At 68.8% G+C, this 15,132-nt stretch carries 15 protein-coding genes; 10 read left to right on the forward strand and 5 right to left on the reverse strand.

Going from position 1 to position 15,132, the window contains the following annotated elements; genetic code table 11:
* Together R6V09_RS27675 and R6V09_RS27680 are read right to left on the reverse strand one after the other, a co-directional pair.
* Positions 1-622 (reverse strand): flavin-containing monooxygenase (locus R6V09_RS27675; RefSeq protein ID WP_317884156.1); only part of this gene is annotated, 622 nt, incomplete at its 3' end.
* Between the two features lie 249 nt (positions 623-871).
* Positions 872-2,473: a subtype B tannase gene (locus R6V09_RS27680; RefSeq protein WP_317884157.1), complete on the reverse strand. Its 1,602-nt coding sequence runs from the start codon at positions 2,471-2,473 to the stop codon at positions 872-874.
* A 241-nt stretch (positions 2,474-2,714) separates the two neighbouring features.
* On the opposite strand from R6V09_RS27680, the gene R6V09_RS27685 reads away from it, so the two are divergent.
* The 5 genes from R6V09_RS27685 to R6V09_RS27705 are packed head-to-tail and all read left to right on the forward strand — an operon-like array spanning position 2,715 to position 5,777.
* Positions 2,715-3,167 carry a DoxX family protein gene (locus tag R6V09_RS27685; protein WP_262063399.1) on the forward strand — a complete coding sequence of 151 codons (453 nt, stop codon included), beginning with the start codon at positions 2,715-2,717 and terminating at the stop codon, positions 3,165-3,167.
* Positions 3,164-3,571, forward strand: coding sequence for a Zn-ribbon domain-containing OB-fold protein (locus tag R6V09_RS27690; protein WP_317884158.1), 408 nt, complete (start codon positions 3,164-3,166; stop codon positions 3,569-3,571). Before R6V09_RS27685 ends, R6V09_RS27690 begins: the two co-directional genes overlap by 4 nt.
* A gap of 37 nt (positions 3,572-3,608) precedes the next feature.
* On the forward strand, positions 3,609-4,208 hold the full coding sequence (locus tag R6V09_RS27695; RefSeq protein ID WP_317884159.1) for a GNAT family N-acetyltransferase: 600 nt from the start codon (positions 3,609-3,611) through the stop codon (positions 4,206-4,208).
* Positions 4,205-5,083, forward strand: a complete 879-nt coding sequence (locus R6V09_RS27700; RefSeq protein ID WP_317884160.1) for a GNAT family N-acetyltransferase — start codon at positions 4,205-4,207, stop codon at positions 5,081-5,083. Before R6V09_RS27695 ends, R6V09_RS27700 begins: the two co-directional genes overlap by 4 nt.
* A 10-nt stretch (positions 5,084-5,093) precedes the next feature.
* Positions 5,094-5,777, forward strand: coding sequence for a pyridoxine/pyridoxamine 5'-phosphate oxidase (locus tag R6V09_RS27705; RefSeq protein WP_317884161.1), 684 nt, complete (start codon positions 5,094-5,096; stop codon positions 5,775-5,777).
* 679 nt (positions 5,778-6,456) lie between these two features.
* On the opposite strand, the gene R6V09_RS27710 is transcribed toward R6V09_RS27705, so the two are convergent.
* The gene (locus R6V09_RS27710) at positions 6,457-6,873 is read right to left on the reverse strand and encodes a hypothetical protein (RefSeq protein WP_317884162.1); all 417 of its coding nucleotides are present in this window, start codon (positions 6,871-6,873) and stop codon (positions 6,457-6,459) included.
* Positions 6,874-6,923: 50 nt separating this feature from the next.
* Complete coding sequence (locus R6V09_RS27715; RefSeq protein ID WP_317884163.1) at positions 6,924-7,316, reverse strand: hypothetical protein; 393 nt, start codon at positions 7,314-7,316, stop codon at positions 6,924-6,926.
* A 181-nt stretch (positions 7,317-7,497) separates the two neighbouring features.
* Between R6V09_RS27715 and R6V09_RS27720 the strand changes: the two genes are divergently transcribed.
* A complete protein-coding gene (locus tag R6V09_RS27720) occupies positions 7,498-8,529 on the forward strand; it encodes a hypothetical protein (RefSeq protein WP_317884164.1) in 1,032 nt (343 codons plus the stop codon).
* A gap of 67 nt (positions 8,530-8,596) precedes the next feature.
* Here R6V09_RS27720 and R6V09_RS27725 read toward each other — a convergent pair whose 3' ends face one another.
* On the reverse strand, positions 8,597-10,888 hold the full coding sequence (locus tag R6V09_RS27725) for a (Fe-S)-binding protein (RefSeq protein WP_317884165.1): 2,292 nt from the start codon (positions 10,886-10,888) through the stop codon (positions 8,597-8,599).
* Positions 10,889-11,101: 213 nt separating this feature from the next.
* Between R6V09_RS27725 and R6V09_RS27730 the strand changes: the two genes are divergently transcribed.
* The 4 genes from R6V09_RS27730 to R6V09_RS27745 form a co-directional block, all read left to right on the forward strand.
* Positions 11,102-12,124 (forward strand): MraY family glycosyltransferase, encoded by a 1,023-nt coding sequence (locus R6V09_RS27730; protein WP_317884166.1) that lies wholly within the window; start codon positions 11,102-11,104, stop codon positions 12,122-12,124.
* A gap of 96 nt (positions 12,125-12,220) precedes the next feature.
* Complete coding sequence (dnaK, locus tag R6V09_RS27735) at positions 12,221-14,065, forward strand: molecular chaperone DnaK (RefSeq protein WP_317884167.1); 1,845 nt, start codon at positions 12,221-12,223, stop codon at positions 14,063-14,065.
* Positions 14,062-14,724, forward strand: a complete 663-nt coding sequence (gene grpE / locus R6V09_RS27740; RefSeq protein ID WP_317884168.1) for a nucleotide exchange factor GrpE — start codon at positions 14,062-14,064, stop codon at positions 14,722-14,724. The genes dnaK and grpE overlap by 4 nt, the downstream gene beginning before the upstream one ends.
* Positions 14,725-14,766: 42 nt before the next feature.
* A partial coding sequence (locus tag R6V09_RS27745) for a DnaJ domain-containing protein (RefSeq protein ID WP_317884169.1) occupies positions 14,767-15,132 on the forward strand: 366 nt, incomplete at its 3' end.

Genomic DNA, 15,132 nt, shown 5'->3' on the forward strand with positions numbered 1-15,132 from the left:
GACGCTCTTCCGATCTGCCGCCCTCCGCCAGGTCGACCGCGATCTCCGCACCCGTGTTGCCGACGCCGACGACCAGGACGTCCCGGCCCGCGTACGGCTGCGGGTTGCGGTAGTCGGCGGCGTGCAGGAGCTCGCCGGTGTAGGTGTCGCGGCCGGGCCAGTCCGGCAGCCGGGGGGTGTGATTGGTGCCGGTGGCGACGACGACCGCGCGGCCGGTCAGCTCACGGCCGCCCGTGGCGTGCAGCAGCCAGCCGGTGCCGTCGGCCGAGCGCTCGATGCGGGAGACCTCGACACCGGTGACGATCTCCAGCTCGTGGACCTCCGCGTACTTCTCCAGATAGCGCACCACGTCGTCCCGCGAGACCCAGCGCCCGAAACGGCGCGGCATCGCGAGGCCCGGCAGACCCGAGAGCCGCCGGGTGGTGTGCAGGTGCAGGCGGTCGTAGTGCCCGCGCCAGGACGCTCCGACCCGGTCCGACTTCTCCAGTACGACGGCACGGATGCCCTGCGCGCGCAGCGCGTACGCGGCGGCGAGACCGCCGGGGCCGCCGCCGATGACGTACACGGGGCGGTCTGCGTGGTTCTGCGGCACCGGGGTCGGGGACGCTGTGGAGTCGGCCATGAGCGCGAGCGTAATCACGTCCCACGTTGATGGGTCTCGGTCAAGACCGGAATTGGTTGCGGATTGATCACGGGTGTGGAGGACTGGGTGCGGCCGGTGACGTAGGGCGTCTGGTTGTGAGGACCGTGGGAAAAGCCACGACGCCGAGCCCGCAACGTGCGCGGAGGGGCTCGGCGTCGTGAAGCGGTGACCGGAATTTATGACGGGAAACCGGCACCGCGTCCTTGGGGGCCTACCGGAGGCCGGGGGCTACTTGCCGCGCCTGGCCTTGTGGCCCGTCACCTGGGCGATCCACGTGATGAAGTCGCCCGGGTCGGTGTTGGAGCCGTGGCCCTCGTCCCAGTAGTAGATGTGGTTCACGTCGTCGCCCAGGTTGTCGAGGCGGGCGGCGAGGTTGGCGGCGACCGTCAGCGAGGTGTCCGAGTCCTTGGTGCCCAGGCGGATCCACCAGTGCTTGGAGCGGTTCGGGTTCACCTTCCCGACCAGGTGGTGCATCGGGTTCATCAGGTCGAGCTTCGCGGGGATGTCGCTCGCAACCCGCTTGCTGCTGAGGCCCGTTGAGTCGTTCTTCGCGCCGTACGCCGTGAAGTGGCGGGCCAGCGTCGTCCCCGTGCCGAACTCGTTGTTCTCGCCGGCCGACAGGTCGAAGGCGTCGAAGGCCGGGGTGTCCTTCTTGCGGGCGCCGACGTGGGTGAGGAAGTCGGCCCAGGTGAAGGTGGCCTTGCCGCCGGACCAGGTGATGAAGGTGTTGGCCTTCAGATAGGTCTCGCGGGCGGAGTCCGACAGGGCGGCGAGGTATGTGGTCGCCGACGGCTCCAGGTACTGCTCGACCATGTACTCGTCGAGGTTACGGGCGTTCAGCGGACCGAAGCCGCCGAGGCCGCGCAGCTTCAGGCCGGCCTGGTACTCGGCGAACTGCGCCTGCAGCGCCTTGGAGACCGTCTGGTCGACGAGCTTGCCGGTGCTCAGGTCGTTGGCGCCCCAGTTCCACTCGTAGGCGCCGTCCGCGTGCTCCAGGTCGGTGATCGGGCACCAGGCGCCGGTCGCGAAGATCGCGTCGGAGGCGTCGGCCGCGCCCAGCTCCTTGAGGTACTTGTCGTAGACCGGGCTGTCACCGGACGCGCCGAGCAGCGAGGACAGCGCGCCACCGGCACTCGTACCGGCCGAGACGATCCGCTCGACGTTGCCGGGGATGCGGCCCTTGTTGGACTTGACGTACCGGACGGCGGCCTTGAGGTCGACGATCGCGGCCGGGGCGGTGCCGTAGTACTCGCCGCTGGAGTTCTTGAGGGTACGGCCGCGGGCGCCGGGCTCGATCACGACGTAGCCGGCGGCCAGGGCGAGAAGCTGGTTGGTGGAGAGGGCGCCGCCGGTGCCGTTGGTCGCGCCGGTGGCGTTGGAGGCCGAGGCGCTGGGGGCCGGGCCGGCGGAGGACGAGGCCGCACCGCTGGGCGTGCCGGCGCCGGGGCCCATGGACGCGCTGCCGCCGCCGATCCCGGTGGCGTCCGCCACGGAGGACGGCATGTAGCCGCCGACGGAGTTCGCGAAGAGGATCGGCGCGTTGGTCGCGTCCACGGCCGTGCCGTCGATCTCCACCGGCACGCTGACGTTCAGCGACTGGTAGGTGGCGTCGACCGGCTTGGCGACGTACGTGATCGCCTTCCAGAAGTGGTAGGTCACCGAGTGATCGTTGTTGTCGGTGTCCGTGACGGTCGTCGTCAGCTTCGTGTAGGCGTCCGGGTCGAAGACCAGGGCGTCCGAGGAGGAGGACGACGTTTTCGAGTCGCTCGCGTTCGCGCTGAGCGCGATGCCGCCGACCGCCGCGACACCGGCGGTGGCGCCGATGCCCATGACTACCGTCCTGCGCTTCACTGCCCTGTGCTTCACCGTGCTGCCTCTCGTCTTCCTGACCGTTCCTGACCGCGTCCTCTGGACCGCTTCCTGGCCTTGCGCTTGCGAACGTAATCGGCGGCGAACAAAATCGTCAACAATCTGCCGGGATTCATGGCAGGCGCACAGCGGCACGGTCCGTGCACAGGATTTTCATGGCCCCCTCTCGGCTTTCCTCAGCTTCTGACGTACCGTCAGATTCATGGATGCGATCTGGCTCGACGGAGCGGAATGGCTCGCGGTCCTCCGCATAGGACTCGGCCTGTGGTGGCTGGAGAGCTGGCGGCACAAGGACAAGAAAGCCTGGTTCGAACGCGGCACCGGCATCGCCTGGGCCGCCGACGTCGCCGCCAAACACCGCTGGACCGCGGTCCGTTCGGGCTTCGACGTGATGGTCGCCCCACGCCCGCGCACGATGGCGTACGTCGTCGTCTACGCCGAACTCGCCGTCGGCCTGGGCCTGGTCGCGGGATTCCTCACCCCGGTCGCCCTCGTCGGGGGCCTGCTCCTCAACGTCCTCTACTTCACCCTCATGATCCACGACTGGGCGGAGCAGGGGCAGAACGCGATGATGGCGCTCATCTCGGTCGTGGCACTCTTCGCGATGTCCTGGCAGGTGTGGTCGCTGGACGACGCGCTGGGATGGTTCCGATGACCGGCGAGCCGCGCTTCGACCTTCCCGAGACCGACGCGTTCTCCCGGACCTACTGGGACGCGGCCGGCCAGGGCAGGCTGCTGATCCGGCGCTGCGCGGACTGCGGCCGGGCCCACCATTACCCGCGCGAGTTCTGCCCCCACTGCTGGAGCGAGAACGTCACCTGGGAGACCGCGAGCGGCCACGCCACGCTCTACACCTGGTCCGTCGTCCACCGCAACGACCTGCCGCCCTTCGGACAACGGGTGCCGTACGTCGCCGCGGTCGTCGATCTCGCGGAGGGCCCGCGCATGATGACCGAACTGGTGGACTCCGGGCCGGCCGAACCGCGGGCCGGGACGCCGGTCGAGGCGGTGTTCCGGGACGGAGTACCGGTCTTCAGGATTCCGGCCGGCGGAAAATGACACACCCGGTGCACGGGGCACTTGATTCAATGGCGCGATGGCCCACATACGCGAGCGGTCCCTCCAGCACCCGCTGCCCGAACTGACCGGCCACGGACTGCGGCTGCGCCTCTGGGACGCCGACGACGACACCGACGTCGAGGACTGGCTGCGCGGAGTGTCCGACCCCGACTTCCAGCGCTGGAACACCCCGCTCCACCCGATCACGGACCTGACCAGCGCCCGCAACTCGCTCCGCTCCCGCGCAGAGGGCGCCCAGGACGGCGTCAGCGCCTCGTTCCGCGTCATGGACGCGGCCGACGGTACGACCCTCGGACACATCGGCGTCAACGACATCGACCACGTCATCCGCGTCGCCCGCGTCGGCTACTGGACCCTCCCCGAGGCGCGCGGCCGGCACGTGGCGACCCGCGCCCTCACCCTCGCCGCCCGCTGGGCCCTGACCGACCTGGGCCTGCACCGCCTCGAACTCGGCCACGCCCTCGGCCACCAGGCCTCCTGCCGCATCGCGGAACGCTGCGGCTTCCCCGCCGAGGGAACACTGCGCGGGGCGATGTTCGAATCGGGCCGACGCGACGCGTTCCGCGACGTCCACCTGCACGGCCGCCTGGCGACCGACCCGGAGACAGAACTATGACGACCCCCTCCTGGCACATCACCGCGGACCTCGACCAATTCCTGGGTCTGGCAGGGGACTTCCTCCAGTCCCGCCCCGCACCCCACACCCTCCAGCTGACGGTGACGGACGCACTGCGCAGACGCGGAACGCACATCTACGGCGACGGCGACCCGCAGTTCGGTGTCCTGGAACACGACGGCACCGTCACGGCCACCTTCTTCCGCACGCCTCCCGGCCGTCTCATGCCGACCCGCCTCACCCCCGCCGAGGCCGAAGCGCTGGCAGCCCAACTCGTCGACCGGGGCATCGAGTTGCCCGGCATCATGGCCGAACAGGACACGGCGTCCACCTTCGCGGAGGCATGGCGACGACGGACCGGAGCCGTACCCGAGATCAGCGTCCGCCAACGCCTCTACCGCCTGGCCGAGTTGACGATCCCCCACCCCTCCCCTCCGGGCCGCCCAAGAGTCGCGGTGGCAAAGGACCGCGAACAACTCATGCGCTGGCACGGCGAGTTCGTGGAGGCGATCGGCGAGCGCGGCGCCATGATCGGCTCGGCCGAATGGGCCGACGCACGCATCTCCTACGGCGGCGTCACGCTCTGGGAGACCTCGGACGGAACACCGGTGTCGATGGCCGGAGTCACGGCGAAGGTGGCCGGCCAGATCCGCGTCGCCCCCGTCTACACACCGGCGGACCTGCGGGGCCGCGGATACGCCGGCGCCGCCACGGCGGAGGTCAGCCGGGCCGCGCGCGAGGCGGGTGCGGCCGAGGTACTGCTCTTCACCGACCTCGCGAACCCGACCAGCAACGCCCTCTACCAGCGGATCGGGTACCGCCCGGTCGCGGACTTCACCGCATACGACTTCGGACACGACAACGGGCAAAGGTGATACTCGCCCCATGGCAAAGGGAACGGGAACGGGAACGGATCTCCACGAACTACTGAAGTCACTGCGGGTATGGGCCCCCGAGACGACCGAACTACGGTCATTCGACCCGACGACGGCGCCGGACACCCCCCTCGCCCTCTTCACCACGTGGTTCGCGGAGGCGGTGGAGGCAGGAGAGACGGAGCCGCACGTGATGTCACTGGGGACGAGGGACGACGAGGGTCTCCCGGACGTACGGATGGTGATGCTGCACGGCGCGGACATGGAGGGCTGGTCCTTCGCGACCCACGCCACGAGCCGCAAGGGCTACCAGCTGAAGAACTTCGCGTACGCCGCCCTCTCCTTCTACTGGCCTCGCCTGGGCCGCCAGATCCGCCTGCGCGGCCCGGTCTTCCCTGCCACTCCCGACGAATCCCAGTCCGACCTGCACGCCCGCTCGACGGGTGCCCTGGCAGCGGCACTGACCGGCCACCAGAGCGAAGTCCTCCCGTCCCTGGAGGAGTTGACCCGGACCTCTGAATCGGCCTGGGAACTCGCCCAACGCGAGCCGCAGACACCGGTGCCGTCCTGGACCCTGTACCGCGTTTTCCCTGACGAGGCTGAGTTCTTTCAGGGGGATGCGCTACGACGGCACGTTCGCCTGAGTTATGTCCGGGAGGAGCGGGGCTGGGCGAAGGTGTTGCTGTGGCCCTGAGACGGAGAAGTCGCCGTTGGGCCACTCGCTTCTTTGTCAGTGTCGGGCTGGAGCGGACCGAGTAAAGGGCGCTCCGCTTCGCTACGCGTCGCCTGCGGCGATGACCCTCCGGGTCACCCTTGACTCGGTCCGCTCCAGCCCGTTTGAGAAGCGAGCGAGCGGCCGGGAGGAATGGGGGGCCGAGGTCTGTCAGTCCCTTGCCTGTACTGCGTTGCCGGCCGGTGTGGTGGGGCGCGTCAGCGTCTCGCCTGCACGCCGGGTGGGCTTAGCGGCCAACGGCCGGTGGGGGGTCTCTGGGGTGTGGGGTCTTTTCTAACCTGTCATGGGGGTTGTGAGTGGTTAGTCTGACACCCACACTCTGGAGACCCCCTCCGTCCCCCCACCGGCGGTTGGCCGCTGAGCCGACGTGGCGTGCTGGCGAGGCGCGGTCGCGTCCCGCTCCGCCGGTTGCGGACGCAGCCGACGTGAGGGGCCGGCGGACCTGGGACCCCCATTCTTCCCGGCCGCTCGCTCGCTTCTCAAACGGGCTGGAGCGGACCGAGTCAAGGGTGGAGCGCAGCGGAATCGCCGCAGGCGACGCGACCGCAGGGAGCGCCCTTTACTCGGGCCGTGGAAGCCCGACACTGACAAAGAAGCGAGTGGCCCAACGGTGACTTGTGAAGCCACGTCCACTGCCGCGTCATGACGTACAGACGTTCTTGAGTTCGTCCGCTGCCGCGTCGATCTTGCTGGAATCCGGGTTCGTGTCACCGTTCAGGATCGCCTTGTTGTAGTCGGAGATCGCCTTGTCCAGGTCGTCGACCGCCTTGTTGACCTTGCTGTCGTCCGAGTCCGCGTTGATCTTGTCGAGGTTCTTGTCGATCGTGGTGATGGACTCGTCGGTGCGGGTCGGGTCCTTCGCCGCGTTCACTCCGGCCTCGTGGATCGCCTTGAGACTGTCGGAGATCGTGTTCCAGTTCTGGAGGCAGTCCAGCGAGTTGGGAGCCGAGGTGTCGGTGGGGTCGCAGGCCGTGAGGAGTCCGGCGGTGAGCGCGGCGGCGGCCACTGTGGTGGCAAGGGTGGCCGTACGGCGTACACGGGAGCGATGCGCGGTCATGGGAAGCCTTTCGGGGGCGGGTTCGGTGTGGGTGACTGCGGATCGGACCGTCAGGCCCAGGGGTCGTCCGCCGACGTTCGGGGTGATGTCTTGGCCGGACCCCTGCGGAGGTTGGTGATCAGGCCGCCCGCCGCGCCCAGGGAGACCAGGCCCATTCCGGCCGCCGTCGCGATGCCCTTGGCGCCGTCCATGGCGAAGTAACTGGCCACGGCCACACCGCCGTTGAACAGGAACAGGAACCACAGGGTCGACGTCTTCGACAGAAACGCCTTGATCTTCGGCTTCTTCGCGATACGTGAGCCCGTCAGTATCGAGATGGCGATACCGGCGAAGGTCGCCGCGGTCTTCGCCGTACCGTCGAGCACGGCGCCGGAGGCCGTGCTCGCGGCGAGGCCGCCGATGAAGAACGACCACAGCAGCAGGTTGGCGATGAACGACTTCACGGGATTTCCTTCGGGGATCGGCGGGGAGGAGGGGAGATCGGAGGGGCGTGATCTCTGGCCTCTACGATTCCGTCGCGTGCTCGCCGTCACGAGGGACCGTTCTCCCGAATGCGTGGTGTAGTGCGCTACACCATGGGGCCGCTGGGGGATCAGGGGCCGGGGGAACAGGGGGGTGGGGCTTGTGCGTGCTGTGCTGGTGTGGACCGTGCGGCTGTGCGGGCTGGTGGGGTGGGTCGCCGTCGCGGTCGCCTGCGCGTGGCTGCTCGGCGTCGGGGGCGTACCGCGGCCGTGGAACGCGCTGTTGGTGTGGGGAGCCGTCGCCGCGGGGTGTGCCGTGGTCCGGGCGGGGGCATTGTGGGGGGTGCGGCGGCTCGGGCTGTCCGGAGGCGGAGTTTCCCTCAACAAGGCGCATGGCGGGGGGAGTTGGGCATCGTACGACCGGCTGGGACCGGAAGTTCTCGGCCGCCGGCGCCCGCCGTTGGGCTACGTTCTCGGGCGCCATCTGGATTCCCGGGGCTGGATCAGGGGCCGTAGCTGCGCAGTGTGGCTTCTCGTGGGCTTCGCCTCCGCGGCGCTGTTCGTCGGGCTGCTGGCCGCCGGCAGTCGTGACGACCGGGTCGATGCCCTGCGGGACGCCGGCGCGAGGGTGAGCAGCGCGACCGTCGTGGAGCGGCCGGGCGGGGTGCGGGAGGACCTGAGCGAGGACGTCGTACGGGGTTATTCGGCACGGTTGGTGGTCGCCGTGTCCGGCGGTTCGGAGCGGCTCGCCGTGAAGGGGGCCTATACCTTCGACAAGCCGCGCGCCGGTACCGAGGTCGAGGTGTTGTGGGCTCCGTCGGCGCCTGAGCTGGGCGGATACGTGCATGAGCGCAAGGATCTGCGCGCGCTCGCCGGGGGTCGCTGGAGTGCCTTCTCGGGCGGGGCGGACGGCAGGGACGCCCTGGTCGCCTTCGTGCTCGTCATGGTCATCGGGTGCGTACTGGCCGCCGTGTTCACCTTCACGGCCGGGCCCGGGGCCCTTCAGCGGCTGGCCTGGGCACCTGGGGTCCAGACGGTGCGTGCCGCCCTGATCGTGGCCGTGTTCCTGGGCTGGCGCCCGTTCCTCCTGGGGGACGAGGCGAGCCTGCCGGAGGAGTTGTTCGCCGGGGGCGGTTTCATCCTCGTCCTCCTCGTGTACGTCTTCACGTCCGTGGGGACCATCGGGGACGACTGACGGGACGACGACGCCCCGCGCCCTCCGGTGAGGGTGCGGGGCGTCGTCGTAGCGGACCGGCCGGTTGTTACTTGACCGGCTGGGGTTCCGGGGCGTTCTCCGGTTCCGCGGTGCCCGCGGGGGGCTCGTCGTCGGCCGGCGTCCTGACCGAGTCCAGGAGCAGCTGTGCCACGTCGACCACCTGGATCGACTCCTTCGCCTTGCCGTCGTTCTTCTTGCCGTTGACCGAGTCAGTGAGCATGACCAGGCAGAAGGGGCAGGCCGTGGACACGATGTCCGGGTTCAGGGAAAGGGCCTCGTCCACGCGCTCGTTGTTGATGCGCTTGCCGATGCGCTCTTCCATCCACATGCGCGCGCCGCCCGCGCCGCAGCAGAAGCCGCGTTCCTTGTGGCGGTGCATCTCCTCGTTGCGGAGGCCCGGGACGCTGGCGATGATCTCGCGCGGGGGCGTGTAGATCTTGTTGTGGCGGCCCAGGTAGCACGGGTCGTGGTAGGTGATCAGACCTTCCACCGGCGTCACCGGGATCAACTTGCCCTCGTCGATCAGGTGTTGGAGCAGCTGGGTGTGGTGGATGACCTCGTAGTCACCGCCGAGCTGCGGGTACTCGTTGCCGATGGTGTTGAGGCAGTGCGGGCAGGTCGCGACGATCTTCTTGGCCGACTTGGGCTTCGCAGATTCCGCCACGACCTTGCCGTCGTCGTCCAGTTCCTCGCCGAACGCCATGTTCAGCGCCATGACGTTCTCCATGCCGAGCTCCTGGAAGAGGGGCTCGTTGCCGAGGCGGCGGGCGGAGTCACCCGTGCACTTCTCGTCGCCGCCCATGATGGCGAACTTGACGCCGGCGATGTGGAGGAGTTCCGCGAAGGCCTTCGTCGTCTTCTTGGCGCGGTCTTCGAGGGCGCCGGCGCAGCCGACCCAGTACAGGTACTCGACCTCGGTGAGGTCCTCGATGTCCTGGCCGACGACCGGGACATCGAACTCGACCTCCTTGAGCCACTCCAGGCGCTGCTTCTTGGCCAGCCCCCAGGGGTTGCCCTTCTTCTCCAGGTTCTTGAGCATCGTGCCCGCCTCGGACGGGAACGCGCTCTCGATCATCACCTGGTAGCGGCGCATGTCGACGATGTGGTCGACGTGCTCGATGTCCACCGGGCACTGCTCGACGCAGGCGCCGCAGGTGGTGCAGGACCACAGGACGTCCGGGTCGATGACGCCGTTTTCTTCGAGCGTGCCGATCAGCGGGCGCTCGGCCTCGGCGAGGGCCGCGGCCGGTACGCCTGCCAGCTGCTCCTCCGTCGCCTTCTCCTCGCCCTCCATGGACTTGCCGCCGCCGGCGAGCAGGTAGGGCGCCTTGGCGTGCGCGTGGTCCCGGAGGGACATGATGAGGAGCTTGGGGGAGAGGGGCTTGCCGGTGTTCCAGGCGGGGCACTGCGACTGGCAGCGACCGCACTCGGTGCAGGTGGAGAAGTCGAGCAGGCCCTTCCAGGAGAACTGTTCGACCTGCGACACGCCGAAGACGTCGTCGTCGCCCGGGTCGGTGAAGTCGATCGGCTTGCCGCCGGACGTCATCGGGAGCAGGGCGCCCAGCGAGGTGCCGCCGTCCGCGTTGCGCTTGAACCAGATGTTCGGGAACGCCAGGAAGCGGTGCCAGGCCACGCCCATGTCGGTCTTCAGGGCGACCGTGATCATCCAGATGAAGGAGGTCGCGATCTTCACGCCGGCGAAGAGGTACGTGAGGTTCTGGAGTGTGGAGACGTCCAGGTGCTCCAGGCCCGACACCACGGGGTACGAGATGAAGAAGGACGCCTCGTAGGCGTCGACGTGGTGCTGGGCGCCTTCGAGCGCGTGCAGCATGAAGATGCAGACGCCGACGATGAGGATGACGGCCTCGACGAAGTACGCCTGGCCGAAGTTGGAGCCGGCGAAGCGGGACTTGCGGCCCGGCTTGTTCGGCTTGCTCAGCTGGCGGATCACGATCAGGGCGAGGATGCCGAGGACCGTCATGGTGCCGATGAACTCGACGAAGACGTTGTACGGCGCCCATTCGCCGATGACCGGCAGCAGCCAGTCGGCCTGGAAGAGCTGGCCGATGGCGTTGACGATCGTCAGCAGCAGCGAGAAGAAGCCCACCGCCACGAACCAGTGCGCGACACCGACGACGCCCCAGCGGTTCATCCGGGTGTGCCCGAGGAACTCCTTGGCCACGGTGACGGTGCGCCGGCCGGGCTCGTCGGTGCGGGTGCCCGCGGGCACGTTCTGGCCGAGTCGCATGAAGGTGTAGATCTGCAGGACGGCACGGGCGAACAGCGCCACACCGACCACGATCAGAACCAGCGACACGATGATCGCGGCGAGTTGCATTTCAGGGCTCCTCGGGCCTGCGAGGGGTCATTACCGAACCCAGAACATTACTAAGCGGTAACTTAATCGGTCCGACCGAGATTACCCCCATTCTCTGTCGCACTGTAGCCAGCGGTGCGGTGATCTATGTCGCTGAGGGTCGCCTTAAAAACCTGTGACGGTCCGATCGTGTTATTCGTACTGAATTGGTACATTTGCGTCTAATTTAGAACCGTGCTCTACGGGATTCTCGCCGCCACGACCGCCCTCCTCCTCTCCGCCCTGCTCGCCGCACTGCTCCGGGTGCCCGCCCTGCGCGCCCGGATCGTCGACCGGCGGCGGCGCACGCGCCCGGTACCGCTGCTCGGGGGACTGGCCGTCGTGATCGCCGTCGCGTCGGTGACCTGGGGGTGCGACTGGACCGGTGTCGCGCCGCTTGGCGAAGACGTCGGCGGTCTGCTGGTCGCCGGGTCCGCCGTGGCCGCGCTCGGGCTCGTCGCCGACGTGTGGCGGCTCAAGACGCGGTTCCTGGTCCTCGGTACGGCGGTGGCGGCGGCCTGCGTCGTGCCGTACGGGGAGATCGGGGTGCCCGGCGGGCTGCTGGCCGCGGCCTGGATCGTGTTCGTCGCCGCCGCCTTCAAGGGGCTCGACCACGCCGACGGGCTGGCCGGGACCGTGGGGGTGGTCACCGCCTTCGGGGTGGGGGCCTGTGCCGCGATGGAAGTGATGGACGGGCTCGCGGTGTTGCTGAGTGTGCTGGCCGCCGCGCTCACCGGGTTCCTGATGCACAACTGGCATCCCGCGCGGATCGCGCTCGGCGCCTGCGGGTCGCTGTTCACGGGGTTCGTGCTCGCCTCGGCGGCCGTGGTCACCCGGAGCGGACACGATCTCGCGTCCAGCGCGGGCGTGCTGTTCGCGCTCACCGCCGTCGCGAGCGCCGACGCCGTACTGGTGCTCCTGTCGCGGCGGCTGGCCGGGCGGGCGCTGCTGCGGGGCGGTCCGGACCATCTCGCGCACCGGCTGCGGCGGTTGGGGCTCACTCCGCAGGGGGCGGTGGTGCTGCTCTCGATCGCGGGGTTCTCCGGAGTGCTCGTCGGGGTGCTCGTGCACAACGGGTGGGCGGGTGAATCCGCCGTGATGTGGGTGGCGGGCGGGGCCCTGGTCGTCGTACTCGGACTGCTGAAAGTCTCTGTCTACGGGGTGCGGCGGGCCACGTCGACGCAGGTCAGGGCGCAGTTGCGTGTAAGGAACGGATAAGAGTTGAGCCTGCTCGACTCAGCTCTGTTGACCCAGCGGTGAGTGTCGTGCACACTTGAGTCCGTTCCACTCAAGTCATTGCTGGAGGAATCAACCATGGCACGTGCGGTCGGCATCGACCTGGGCACGACTAACTCCGTCGTCAGCGTTCTTGAAGGCGGCGAGCCCACCGTCATCACCAACGCAGAGGGCGCCAGGACCACGCCGTCCGTCGTCGCCTTCGCCAAGAATGGCGAGGTGCTCGTCGGAGAGGTGGCCAAGCGCCAGGCGGTCACGAACGTTGACCGGACCATCCGTTCCGTGAAGCGCCACATGGGCACGGACTGGAAGATCGAGCTCGACGGGAAGAACTTCAACCCGCAGCAGATGAGCGCCTTCATCCTGCAGAAGCTGAAGCGCGACGCCGAGGCCTACCTGGGCGAGAAGGTCACGGACGCGGTCATCACCGTCCCGGCCTACTTCAACGACTCCGAGCGCCAGGCGACGAAGGAGGCCGGCGAGATCGCCGGCCTGAACGTCCTGCGCATCGTGAACGAGCCGACCGCCGCGGCGCTGGCGTACGGCCTCGACAAGGACGACCAGACGATCCTCGTCTTCGACCTCGGTGGCGGCACCTTCGACGTGTCCCTCCTGGAGATCGGCGACGGCGTCGTCGAGGTGAAGGCCACCAACGGCGACAACCACCTCGGTGGTGACGACTGGGACCAGCGGGTCGTCGACTACCTGGTGAAGCAGTTCGCCGCCGGTCACGGCGTCGACCTGGGCAAGGACAAGATGGCCCTGCAGCGTCTGCGCGAGGCTGCCGAGAAGGCCAAGATCGAGCTGTCCAGCTCCACCGAGACCTCGATCAACCTGCCCTACATCACGGCGTCCGCCGAGGGCCCGCTGCACCTGGACGAGAAGCTCACCCGCGCTCAGTTCCAGCAGCTGACGGCCGACCTGCTGGAGCGCTGCAAGACGCCGTTCCACAACGTCATCAAGGACGCCGGGATCTCCATCAACGAGATCGACCACGTCGTCCTCGTCGGTGGCTCCACGCGTATGCCCGCCGTCGCCGAGATCGTCAAGGAGCTCACCGGCGGCCAGGACGCCAACAAGGGCGTCAACCCGGACGAGGTCGTCGCCATCGGCGCGTCCCTCCAGGCCGGTGTCCTCAAGGGTGAGGTCAAGGACGTCCTGCTCCTCGACGTCACCCCGCTGTCCCTCGGTATCGAGACCAAGGGCGGCATCATGACCAAGCTGATCGAGCGGAACACGACGATCCCGACCAAGCGGTCCGAGATCTTCACCACCGCCGAGGACAACCAGCCCTCCGTGCAGATCCAGGTCTACCAGGGCGAGCGCGAGATCGCGGCGTACAACAAGAAGCTCGGGATGTTCGAGCTGACCGGTCTGCCGCCGGCCCCGCGTGGTGTCCCGCAGATCGAGGTCTCCTTCGACATCGACGCCAACGGCATCATGCACGTCACGGCCAAGGACCTCGGCACCGGCAAGGAGCAGAAGATGACCGTCACCGGCGGCTCCTCGCTGCCGAAGGACGAGGTCGACCGGATGCGCCAGGAGGCCGAGCAGTACGCGGACGAGGACCACCGCCGCCGCGAGGCCGCCGAGTCCCGCAACCAGGGCGAGCAGCTCGTCTACCAGACGGAGAAGTTCCTCAAGGACAACGAGGACAAGGTCCCCGGCGACGTCAAGACCGAGGTCGAGGCCGCCGTCGAGGAGCTGAAGGCCGCGCTGAAGGGCGAGGACACCGCCGAGATCCGCACCGCCACCGAGAAGGTCGCCGCGGTCTCGCAGAAGGTCGGCCAGGCCATGTACGCCGACGCCCAGGCCTCTCAGGCCGCGGGCGGCGACGCCCCGGGTGCCGAGGCGCCCAAGGCGGACGACGACGTGGTGGACGCCGAGATCGTGGACGACGAGCGCAAGGACGGTGCCGCGTGACGGAGGAGACCCCGGGCTTCGAAGAGAAGCCCGACGTCCCCTCCGGCGCCACCCCCGACGACGCCGAGCCGCAGGCCGCCTCCTCCTCCGGTAGTGGGGAGGGGGCGGCCCCGGCCGGGGACGCATCAAGTGCTCAGATCGCCGGTCTGACGGCCCAGCTGGACCAGGTGCGCAAGGCGCTCGAAGAGCGCACCGCGGACCTTCAGCGGCTCCAGGCCGAGTTCCAGAACTACCGCCGCCGGGTCGAGCGCGACCGGATCGCGGTCAAGGAGATCGCCGTGGCGAACCTCCTGACCGAGCTGATGCCCACGCTCGACGACATCGGCCGCGCGCGGGAACACGGGGAACTCGTCGGCGGTTTCAAGTCGGTGGCGGAGTCGCTGGAGACGGCCGCGGCGAAGATGGGACTGCAGCAGTTCGGCAAGGAGGGCGAGCCCTTCGACCCGACGATCCACGAGGCCCTCATGCACTCGTACGCGCCGGACGTCACCGAGACGACCTGCGTGGCGATCCTGCAGCCCGGGTATCGCATCGGTGAGCGCACCATCCGCCCCGCGCGGGTGGCCGTGGCCGAGCCGCAGCCCGGCGCGCAGGCGGTCAAGGCCGAGGACGAGTCCGAGGCCGGCGACGAGAAGGACAACGGCCCTGAAGAGGGCTGACGTAGCTGACGCAGAGACCGGGCGGAAGGAGGGACGTCGAGGATGAGCACCAAGGACTTCATCGAGAAGGACTACTACAAGGTCCTCGGCGTGCCCAAGGACGCCACCGAGGCCGAGATCAAGAAGGCGTACCGGAAGCTCGCCCGCGAGTTCCACCCGGACGCCAACAAGGGCAACGCCAAGGCCGAGGAGCGCTTCAAGGAGATCTCCGAGGCCCACGACATCCTCGGTGACCCCAAGAAGCGCAAGGAGTACGACGACGCCCGCTCCCTCTTCGGCAACGGCGGCTACCGCCCGGGGCCGGGCGGCGCGGGCGGCGGCAACTTCAACTTCGACCTGGGCGACCTCTTCGGAGGCGGTGCGCAGGGCGGCGGCGCCCCCGGGGGTTCCGGCGGCTTCGGCGGCGGG

This window comes from Streptomyces sp. W16, assembly GCF_033194735.1.
Classification (GTDB): Bacteria; Actinomycetota; Actinomycetes; order Streptomycetales; family Streptomycetaceae; genus Streptomyces.

What these genes read in the sequence shown, in the direction of transcription:
- R6V09_RS27710 (WP_317884162.1), bottom strand. Translation starts at nt 6,873, where the DNA reads ATGACCGCGCATCGCTCCCGTGTACGCCGTACGGCCACCCTTGCCACC.
- R6V09_RS27700 (WP_317884160.1), top strand. Translation starts at nt 4,205, where the DNA reads ATGACGACCCCCTCCTGGCACATCACCGCGGACCTCGACCAATTCCTG.
- R6V09_RS27695 (WP_317884159.1), top strand. Translation starts at nt 3,609, where the DNA reads ATGGCCCACATACGCGAGCGGTCCCTCCAGCACCCGCTGCCCGAACTG.
- R6V09_RS27725 (WP_317884165.1), bottom strand. Translation starts at nt 10,888, where the DNA reads ATGCAACTCGCCGCGATCATCGTGTCGCTGGTTCTGATCGTGGTCGGT.
- dnaK (WP_317884167.1), top strand. Translation starts at nt 12,221, where the DNA reads ATGGCACGTGCGGTCGGCATCGACCTGGGCACGACTAACTCCGTCGTC.
- R6V09_RS27685 (WP_262063399.1), top strand. Translation starts at nt 2,715, where the DNA reads ATGGATGCGATCTGGCTCGACGGAGCGGAATGGCTCGCGGTCCTCCGC.
- R6V09_RS27690 (WP_317884158.1), top strand. Translation starts at nt 3,164, where the DNA reads ATGACCGGCGAGCCGCGCTTCGACCTTCCCGAGACCGACGCGTTCTCC.
- R6V09_RS27680 (WP_317884157.1), bottom strand. Translation starts at nt 2,473, where the DNA reads ATGGGCATCGGCGCCACCGCCGGTGTCGCGGCGGTCGGCGGCATCGCG.
- R6V09_RS27705 (WP_317884161.1), top strand. Translation starts at nt 5,094, where the DNA reads ATGGCAAAGGGAACGGGAACGGGAACGGATCTCCACGAACTACTGAAG.